The sequence below is a fragment of the Microbacterium sp. MTN4-26 genome (genome assembly GCF_042846595.1).
Taxonomy (GTDB): domain Bacteria; phylum Actinomycetota; class Actinomycetes; order Actinomycetales; family Microbacteriaceae; genus Microbacterium; species Microbacterium luteum.
Genome location: NZ_BTGO01000034.1, coordinates 1 through 8,601, shown reverse-complemented (window position 1 = coordinate 8,601; position 8,601 = coordinate 1). Strand labels below are relative to the sequence as shown.

At 66.2% G+C, this 8,601-nt stretch carries 10 protein-coding genes; 2 read left to right on the top strand and 8 right to left on the bottom strand.

What is annotated here, in order from left to right; translation table 11 throughout:
• A partial coding sequence (locus ACGG9C_RS16895) for a vitamin K epoxide reductase family protein (RefSeq protein WP_390178943.1) occupies window positions 1-266 on the top strand: 266 nt, incomplete at its 5' end.
• Window positions 267-293: 27 nt separating this feature from the next.
• Here ACGG9C_RS16895 and ACGG9C_RS16890 read toward each other — a convergent pair.
• From ACGG9C_RS16890 to ACGG9C_RS16855, 8 genes are all read right to left on the bottom strand, one after another.
• On the bottom strand, window positions 294-761 hold the full coding sequence (locus tag ACGG9C_RS16890; RefSeq protein WP_228480968.1) for a signal peptidase II: 468 nt from the start codon (window positions 759-761) through the stop codon (window positions 294-296).
• 195 nt (window positions 762-956) lie between these two features.
• Window positions 957-1,970 (bottom strand): c-type cytochrome biogenesis protein CcsB, encoded by a 1,014-nt coding sequence (gene ccsB / locus ACGG9C_RS16885; RefSeq protein ID WP_194384905.1) that lies wholly within the window; start codon window positions 1,968-1,970, stop codon window positions 957-959.
• Window positions 1,963-3,561 carry an apolipoprotein N-acyltransferase gene (gene lnt / locus ACGG9C_RS16880; protein WP_194384904.1) on the bottom strand — a complete coding sequence of 533 codons (1,599 nt, stop codon included), beginning with the start codon at window positions 3,559-3,561 and terminating at the stop codon, window positions 1,963-1,965. The genes ccsB and lnt overlap by 8 nt, the downstream gene beginning before the upstream one ends.
• Window positions 3,533-4,189 (bottom strand): thioredoxin domain-containing protein, encoded by a 657-nt coding sequence (locus tag ACGG9C_RS16875; protein ID WP_194384903.1) that lies wholly within the window; start codon window positions 4,187-4,189, stop codon window positions 3,533-3,535. The genes lnt and ACGG9C_RS16875 overlap by 29 nt, the downstream gene beginning before the upstream one ends.
• On the bottom strand, window positions 4,189-5,907 hold the full coding sequence (locus ACGG9C_RS16870; protein WP_390178942.1) for a cytochrome c biogenesis protein ResB: 1,719 nt from the start codon (window positions 5,905-5,907) through the stop codon (window positions 4,189-4,191). Before ACGG9C_RS16870 ends, ACGG9C_RS16875 begins: the two co-directional genes overlap by 1 nt.
• The gene (locus ACGG9C_RS16865; protein ID WP_194384901.1) at window positions 5,888-6,637 is read right to left on the bottom strand and encodes a cytochrome c biogenesis CcdA family protein; all 750 of its coding nucleotides are present in this window, start codon (window positions 6,635-6,637) and stop codon (window positions 5,888-5,890) included. The genes ACGG9C_RS16870 and ACGG9C_RS16865 overlap by 20 nt, the downstream gene beginning before the upstream one ends.
• Complete coding sequence (locus tag ACGG9C_RS16860) at window positions 6,634-7,275, bottom strand: TlpA family protein disulfide reductase (protein WP_390178941.1); 642 nt, start codon at window positions 7,273-7,275, stop codon at window positions 6,634-6,636. The genes ACGG9C_RS16865 and ACGG9C_RS16860 overlap by 4 nt, the downstream gene beginning before the upstream one ends.
• A 109-nt stretch (window positions 7,276-7,384) precedes the next feature.
• Window positions 7,385-7,750, bottom strand: coding sequence for a hypothetical protein (locus ACGG9C_RS16855; RefSeq protein ID WP_194384900.1), 366 nt, complete (start codon window positions 7,748-7,750; stop codon window positions 7,385-7,387).
• Window positions 7,751-7,884: 134 nt separating this feature from the next.
• Here ACGG9C_RS16855 and ACGG9C_RS16850 point away from each other — a divergent pair, with 134 nt between their 5' ends.
• Window positions 7,885-8,256 (top strand): helix-turn-helix transcriptional regulator, encoded by a 372-nt coding sequence (locus tag ACGG9C_RS16850; RefSeq protein WP_272872949.1) that lies wholly within the window; start codon window positions 7,885-7,887, stop codon window positions 8,254-8,256.
• Window positions 8,257-8,601 lie beyond the last annotated feature (345 nt).

Below are 8,601 nucleotides of genomic sequence, written 5' to 3'. Positions count from 1 at the left end.
CCTTTGGGTTCGTGGTCTGGCTGATTGGGCAGAGCATCTACGTGCTGGGTACGCTCTGCCCCTGGTGCCTTGTGGTGTGGCTGACGACGCTCCCGCTGTTTTTCATCGTGACAGCTCGGAACCTGCGCGAGGGCGTCTTCGGTCAACGGGCACGGCGGGTTGGTGCGGTGTTGTGGCCGTGGATCACGCTCGTGACGGTCGCCGCGTACCTGGTTGTCGCGGTGCTCGCTCAGCTCCGCCTGAATGTCCTGGCGAGCATCGTCTAACCCGGATGACCTGTAATCGGGCCGAAGTCACTTCTCCTGGGGGGAGGTTGCCCCCGGGTGTTCGCTGCGCGTCTGGGACCGGTGGCTGCGGAGCATCTGGAGGATGCCGAGTCCGACGCCGACCCCGATGGCGATGTCGGCGATGTTTCCGATGAAGAGGTTGCCATAGGCGAGGAAGTCGGTGACGTGTCCACGGCCGAACCCGGGAGGCGCGAAGAGACGGTCGATGAGGTTGCCGATCGCTCCACCCCAGACGAATCCGATGGCGACCGCCCACATCGTGGACGGCGCCCGCCAGGCGGCGTAGAACAACGCGATCACTGCCACGATTCCGACCAGAGTGAACACCCAGGTGCTGCTCGAGCCGAGAGACATGACGGTCCCGGGGTTGAATGCAAGCTGCAGTCCCAGCAGGTCGCCGATCAGCGGAATGCGTTCTTGCTCGCTCAGCTGTGCGAGCGCGAGGGCTTTCGTGCCCTGGTCCACGACAGTCATAGCAAGTGCGACCAGGCACGCGACGACCAATCTCCCGCTCCGACGGCGCCTCATCGTGCGCCCCGCACGGCGGAGGCCGAGGAAACGCCGTACCGAGCTTCCGTGTCCGTCCCCGCCCGCGAACGTGGAGACCACTTGGGATCGAACAGTGATGTGAGCATTGAGAAAAGTCCTTTGAAAGTCGAATGTTGGTCGTTAGCTGAGGCCGGAGTAGGCGTGCAGGCCTTTGAAGAACATGTTGACGATGGTGAAGTTGAACAGCACCGCGGTGAAGCCGATGATCGACAGCCATGCAGAGCGGGTGCCGCGCCAGCCTCGCGTGGCGCGGGCGTGGATATAGCCGGCGTAGAGCACCCAGATCACGAACGTCCATACTTCTTTCGTGTCGAATCCCCAGTATCGTCCCCAGGAGTCGTTGGCCCAGATTGAGCCGGCGATCAGAGTGAAGGTCCAGAAGATGAACCCGACGATCGCGAACCGATACGCCAGGGACTCCAGCGCCTCCGCGGTCGGCAGCGTACGCAGGTATCCCAGGCCGGATTTCTTCGTGCCCTCATCCTTGCGACGCGCAGCCTGTCGTTCGCGTCGGGCTTGCATGAGCTGTGTGGCGGAAAGGCCGCAGGAGATCGCGAACAGGGCGGTAGCAAGGGAGGCGACGAAGACGTGGATGACGAGCCAGACGCTCTTGAGCGGGTCCATCAGCGGGGTGACTTCGACGTAGAACGCCAAGGTCGCACCGCCCAGGAGCAACGCGACCATACCGATAAGGAAGGAGCCCAGGAAGCGTAGGTCGTATCGGCGGAGCACGGCTAGGTAGACCGCGACGATCAGCAAAGTCCCGGTGAGCGCGAACTCGTACATGTTCGCCCACGGGACTCGTTCTGCGGCGAGTCCTCGCCCGATGGTGCCGGCGAGATGGAAGATGAACGCGAACCCGGTAAGCACGGTGCCGATGCGCGCCCAGAGTAGACGTTGCCGCTGGCCCGGCCGGGTGCGGACCTCGTTCAGCTCGGCGCGTTCGTCGCGTGTGTTCTGCGTGTCTCCGCCCGCGGTCACGAGCGCGGGCACCCGCTGCGTCTCGTCGCGGCGTACTGAGCGTTGTGCAAGGTCGATGGCGTAGGCCACGAACGCGAGCAGGTACACGGCGATCGCGGTCCACACCAGCAGCAGGGAGATGCTGTCCAGGGTCAGGGATTCGGGGTCAGGCATCACTTGCTCCTCGTGCGGTTTGGGGTCGGTGGTGGTGGCGTCGGTGTCCGATTCCGGCGATGGTGAGACCGGTGATCGCGCCGAGGGCGATCAGAGCTGTAAGGGCACCGCCGAGCACGACGGCGGGGGTGAGCCCGTCGCGCAGCGGGACCCGGGTGATCGCCGCGGCCGCTTTGTCGACGCCGGCGCCGTCGATGATCTGTCCGTCCGGGGCGATGACTTGGCTGGTGCCGACGGTGGAGACGTTCACCACGGCGCGTCCGGTCTCGATCGCCCGCATCCGGGCGAACGCGAGCTGTTGAAGGTTCTCGTCGGTGCCGCGGAAGTCGGCGTTGTTGGTCTGGAACACGTAGACCTGTGCGCCCTCGCGGGCGCCGTCCCAGATGACGGAGTCGTAGATGACGTCGAAGCAGATCGCCAGTCCGACTTTCACCCCGTCGACGGTCACGAACGGGGGGTTCTGTCCGGGGGTGTATTCGCGTTGGATCAGGCCGATGAGGTCAGGCGCGATCCGCTCGAAGAACCACCGATCCGGGACGTACTCACCGAACGGGACGGGATTGACCTTGTCATGCAGCTGCGGAGTGCCCTGCCCGTCCCACAGAATCGAGGTGTTGAACACGTCACTGCCGCGAGCGGTAGCGGCGTTGGCCAGCAGCGGTGCGCCGACCCGGGCGACGAGAGCGTCGAGGCGCCGAGCGATTGCCGGGTCGGCGAGGGGATCGGCGTCCACAGCACCTTCGGGCCACACCAGCAGGTCCATGTCCTCCCCCAGCAGGGGGTCGGTCGCGGCCGTCTGCGCGGCCAGCACATCACCGGGGGTGCGGTCATCGAAGTACCCGGAGGGCCCGTTTCCCTGCACCCACCCGATGTCCATCCGGCCGGCGTCCCCGGTCGGGAACTGCGGCACGACCGCTAGGACAGTCACGATCATCGCGGCGGGCACGATGCCGCGCATGCGTCGGAACCCTCCAGCCCGCCACCACTGGACGAGGCACGCGCAGGCGGCGACGATGAGGAAGCTCAGCCCGGTCAGCCCGACCCAGGACGCCGCCTCTGGTAGCGGTCCGTTCGCTTGGGTCATCCCAATCCGCGCCCATGGGAACCCGGAGTAGGGCCAGGACCCCATCACCAGCTCCCGGATGCTCCACAGCCCCGCCACCAGCAGCGGCACCCCGATAAACCACAGGACGGCGCGTCCGCGGGTGCGGTCGGTCCACCGGTAGGCGAGGGCGAGAGGAATCGCCCCGGTCCCGAACAGCACCGTTTCCAGCCCTGCCAACGCCACCCACGGGACGGGCCCGAGGAAGGCCCCCACCCACACCAGATGGATGAAGTAAAACGCGGCGCCGAAGGCCGCACCGACCAGGAACGCGCCACCGCTGCGGCGGCCGATCATCGTGCATAGCGCGATGGTGACGCTCACGAACGCGAGCGGCCACCACCCCACTGCGGGGAAGGACAAGTCCAGAAGCCCGCCGGCGATAGCGGCGGCGAGAACCGCTGCCCACAACGGCAACCCGCGCCGTGCCGCGGGTGCCGAGGCGGTGTCAGCCGGCGTGTCAGTCAGCGAGGGCGCGGTCGAGAGCATCGGTGAGATCGGTCAGTTGGGTGAGCTCGAGTCGTTCGCCGTCGAGGAAGAACGTGGGCGTGCCCTGCACGCCCATGTCCTGCCCTTCGGCGAAGTCTTCTTCGACCCGCTCCCGGGTGGCGGGATCCGCGACCGCCTCATCGTAGGCGGCCATATCCAGGCCCAGCTCCTCGGCGAAGCTCCGGAACAGGTCCGCTTCGGAGACTTGCTGCTCGCCCCACTCGGCCTGTGTCTCGAACATGCGGTGGTACATGTCCTCGACCCGGTCTTGCTGCGCGGCCGCTTCCACCGCGAGGGCGGCGTTCATCGAGTTGTAGTGGCTGGGGATCGGGTAGTACCGGAACACATAGTTGATCTGTCCGTCGTACTGCTCACGAATCTCTTCGACGTACGGGTATAACGCCCCACATGCCTCGCATTCGAAGTCGAGGAACTCCACCAGCGTCGGAGCGTCGGGCCCGGCGCTATCAAGGACGTGGGAGTTGCTGCGGGCGCCAGGCAGCGCGTCGGAGGCGTTGTCGTCCGCGGAAACCTGGGGGCGGGTGTTGATCGTGTAGATGATCGCGCCGATGACGAGCACGATCACAGCAGTGATCGCGATGAGGGTGACTTTCAGGGGGGTCTTCATCAGAGGTTCTTCCGGCTGGCGGTCTGTGGGGTGTGGTGTTCACGAGCGGCGAGGTGGCCGTCGCGGATGCTGGCGATTGCGTCGGGGAGCTGAGGGTCCTCCCCGCGTGCGAGGCCCGCGTATTCCAGGCGCAGGGTGGGCTCGTCCGAGTTGCCGGTGACGGATGCTTTAACGAATACGCGACGTCGGGGAACGAGAAGCGCGGTGATCAGACCCAGCGTGGCGAGGGTGGCGAAGGCGAGCACCCAAGGACCGCCGGTGTCGCGTTTGATGTCCAGCGACGCGAATCGTTTCACCGCCGCCAGTGGATTCGTGCCGCCGGAGGCGTCCTCGAAGGTGACCGTGCCCCACCCATTGGGCAGGTCGGCGGTCTGCCCGGGAGTGAGCTGGATCGACTCGACGCCGGTGCTGCCGCCGGTGTGCTGGGTCATCTCCGAAGTGTCGAGGGTGTACACCGACCGGGGCACACCGTCGTCGATGCCGAGGCTGCCGGAGAACACGTTGAAGGTGACGACCGGGTTCACCAGATCGGGATACACCGAGGTGAACGCCCCGGTGTCGAGGGCGCCCTGGGTGGGGTAGAAGAATCCGACGAGCCCGACCTGTTCGGGAAGCCCGTCCGGGACTTTGATGATGCCAAGCGAAGTCATCATGCTGTCTTGCGGGAGGAAGGGCTGCGATTCGCTGTACACGACCGTGCCTTCGGGATTGCGAACGGTGATGGTGGGTGCGTAGCCGTTTCCGAGCAGATAGACCCGGTCGCTGCCGACGGTGATGGGGTAGTTCACGCGGACGCTCTCGGTGACCTCCGTCCCGGTGCGGGCGTCGCGGATGGTGAGGTTTGCGGCGAAGTCGCCCGCTTGGCCAGCGCCGGGTACTCCCGGTGGCACGTAGCTGACGTCGAAGCTGTCGAGGGTCAGCGAGTACGGGTCGAGCTGGGTGCCGTCCACGAACCTGCCCGGGGTGAACGAGGAGTAGTCGTTGAGGGTGTTGACGAATGTGGTGCCTTCGACGATGACTCGTTGCCCGGTGTAGGAGAAGCCGCTGGCGGCGAGAACGGCGACGAGGACCCCGACGAGGGAGGCGTGGAAAATCAGGTTGCCAGTCTCACGGAGGTACCCGCGCTCGGCCGACACCGACCAAGACTGGGCGGTGTCATACCGCTCGATACGGTAACCGCGGCGACGAAGGTCCGCAGCTGCGGCGGCGATCACGTCGGCCGCGTAAATCTCAGGGTTCTCGACCGGCGCGGGGGTGTCGACGGCGAGGTACGCGCTCAGCCGGTTGAGTCGGGCCGGGGTGCGTGGTGGCCGGGTGCGGAGGGCTTTCCAGTGGTGCCGGGTGCGGGGGATGATGCAGCCGATCAGCGAGATGAACAGCAGTAGGTAGATGCCGGAGAACCAGGCGGAGTTGTACAGGTCGAACACCTGGAGCCCGTCGAGGATGGGGGCCAGGTCGGGGTTGTCTCGGAAGTATTGCAGGACGCCGTTGGGGTCTGCGGTGCGCTGGGGAAAGATCGAGCCGGGAACCGAGGCAATGGCCAGCAGGAGCAGCAGCAGGATCGCCGTGCGCATGCTGGTCAGCTGCCGCCACCCCCACCGCAGCCACTCGAAGGGTCCCAGCGTTGGAGAGGTGACCGTGTCCGGCTCGTCCTGATCGATGTGATCGGCGGGGCGGGACGGGTCGGTCTGGGACTGGTCAGAGAGGGAGCGTGACACTGAGCATCACCCCCTGCAGAACGGACATCAACGTCCCCCAGATGCCGGTGACCATCAGCACGCCCAGTGCGATCAGCAGGCTGCCGCCGATGATGTTGACTACCCGGATGTGGCGTCGGAGGAAGGTGACCGACCGGGTGGCCCAGCCCAGTCCGAGCGCGAGCAGGAAGAACGGGATGCCCAGTCCGAGCGAGTATGCCAGACCCAGCAGCGCGGCACGGCCGGGGTCGCCGAGATTCCAGGAGACCGACATGATCGCCGCTAAGGTCGGTCCGATGCAGGGCGTCCAGCCGATCCCGAGCGCGATGCCCAGCAGCGGTGCGCTGAGCAGTCCCAGATTGCCGCGGAAACGCGGCCGGAGGGTGCGTTGGGCGCGGGGGAAGGCGCCGATGAACACCAGTCCCATGGCGATGACGACTGCCCCGAGCACCCGGGTGAGGATGTTCGCGTATTCGAGGAAGAACATCCCGGCCACCCCGCCGAGCACTGTGACGGTCATGAACACGATAGTGAACCCGGCGATGAACAATGCCACCCCGCTGAGCAGCCGACTTCGACCGCCGGCGGGGGTCTGTGTCGGGGAGTTGGAGAGGGAGGATCCGAGGTAGCCGAAGTATCCGGGGACGAGCGGGAGCACGCACGGGGAGACGAAGGAGATGAGTCCCGCGAGCATGGCGATGAGCACGGCCACCCAGAGGGCGCCGTCGAAGATAAGCCCTTCGGCGCTCATTCGGTCTCCGCCAGCGTGTCCGCGACGAGGGTGGACAGGATCGACGCGGCTGGCAGTTGTCCAATGATCCGCGCGGCGACCCTGCCCTGACGGTCCATAACCAGGGTCGTCGGGGTTGCCTGGATGGGGGTGACTGCGGCGAACGCGAGCTTGGTCTTCCCGTCGACGATGTCGATCACGCTCGGGTAGGTGATCCCGTAGTCCTCGGCGAAGGACAGCGCGGTGGCGGGCTGGTCGTAGATGTTCACCCCGATGAAGCCCACCCCTTCGGGTTGGTAGGTCTGCCACACCTCTTCGAGCAGAGGAGCCTCGACCCGGCATGGGCCACACGCGGCATACCAGAAGTTCACGACGTACACCTCGCCGGCGAACTCGTCGCTGCTGACCGGGTTTCCGCGCTCGTCGACGCCTGCGAACACCACCGGCTCGCCGCGCTCATCCGGGGCAATCTCCACGATGCGCTCGTCGACGCTGGTGGAACCGGTGCCGTTGTTCACCGTGGCGGCCAGCCCGTCCTGGGATGTGCACCCAGCGACCGCGAGCACGGCGGCCGCAGCGAGCATCGCGGCGGCCGCACGGAATGTACGCCAGGGCCCTCGATGGGCGGCCCGTGGGACGGCGCGGGTGACGGAAGTCACCCGGAATGGGTTTGCCACGACGTTCTCCAATACCAGGACTCAACAGGCGGCGGTCTGGCAGCGCCAGAATCCGCACGCTCTCACAGGTGCAAGGGTGTTGAGTGGTGGATCAGGTTCGGAACACGCGCAGCTGCGTAAGTGTGAGCACCGGATTTCGGGACGACGGGACCGCGATCCGTTCACGCACTATCCCTGCGACACGCTCGACGCTGAACGTGCGGGACGGTGCCCGCCGGGCCAGCACGACGAGCGCCAGACAGCATGCCACTCCCAGCAGGCACAGGGCGGCACCGAGATCGCCGGCCTCACCGGCGTGCCCACCCGCTATCGCCGCCGATACGACTCCCGGATCGTCGGTGACCGTCAGCTCCGCCATCGGCGCGGCTGCAAGGCCCTCGGTCTCGGCGTGCGTCGCCGCCCACGACCCCATCAGAAGCGCCATGACCAGCCCCAGCCCTACGAGCAGTTTCGCCACCGGCCAACCCACGCGCGCAGCGATAGCGCGGTCAAAGGAGGCGGGGCGGATCATTGCGGACGGTCCTACGCTCGGTGGTGCTCAAGAAATCGGGATAGACGATCATCAAACACTATCAGGTGTATAGTCAGCGGGTGCTGACCCTTGCGTCTCGTGTTGATGTGATGAACCGTCTCGGCCGTGCGATGGCCGATCCGACCCGCTCCCGGATTCTTCTCGAGCTTCTCGAAGCCCCCGGGTACCCTGCCCGATTGTCGGAGTCGCTGAGCCTGACCCGGACGAACGTCTCCAACCACCTCGCGTGCCTCCGCGGCTGCGGCATCGTGGTCGCGACCCCGGAAGGACGCCAGACCCGGTATGAGATCGCGGACCCGCATCTGACTCGCGCAATCTCGATGCTCGTGGACACCGTGCTCGCTTACGACGACGGTGCACCCTGCACCGACGAGAACTGCGACGTGCCATTCTGCTGCGACACCACGAACACCACGGGAGCCGCACTATGAGCGAGAGTGGTCGCCTCGGCATCGAGCGCTTCGAGCAGGCGTACGTCGGCGCTGTATGGGCTCGATACGTGTCCTTGAGAACTAGCACCACGATCTCTCGAGCCTGGCAGTGCTCGTTGGTGCAGTACAGCTCGAGTCGTCCGTTGTCCGCGGCCTCGTCGCCGTACGACCGCTTGGCGGAGCGGGCGCCGCAGAACGGACAGACGAGGTAGCCGGGGCCTTCCAAACCTCGATCGGGTTGGTCATCGCCCGCTCGACGCGCCCAGGGCTGCTCGTCGGGTGCCCATTCGTTTCGCATGTCGCTCCTCGTCGTCTCCACATTCTTGCTGAGCATGGAGGACAGAC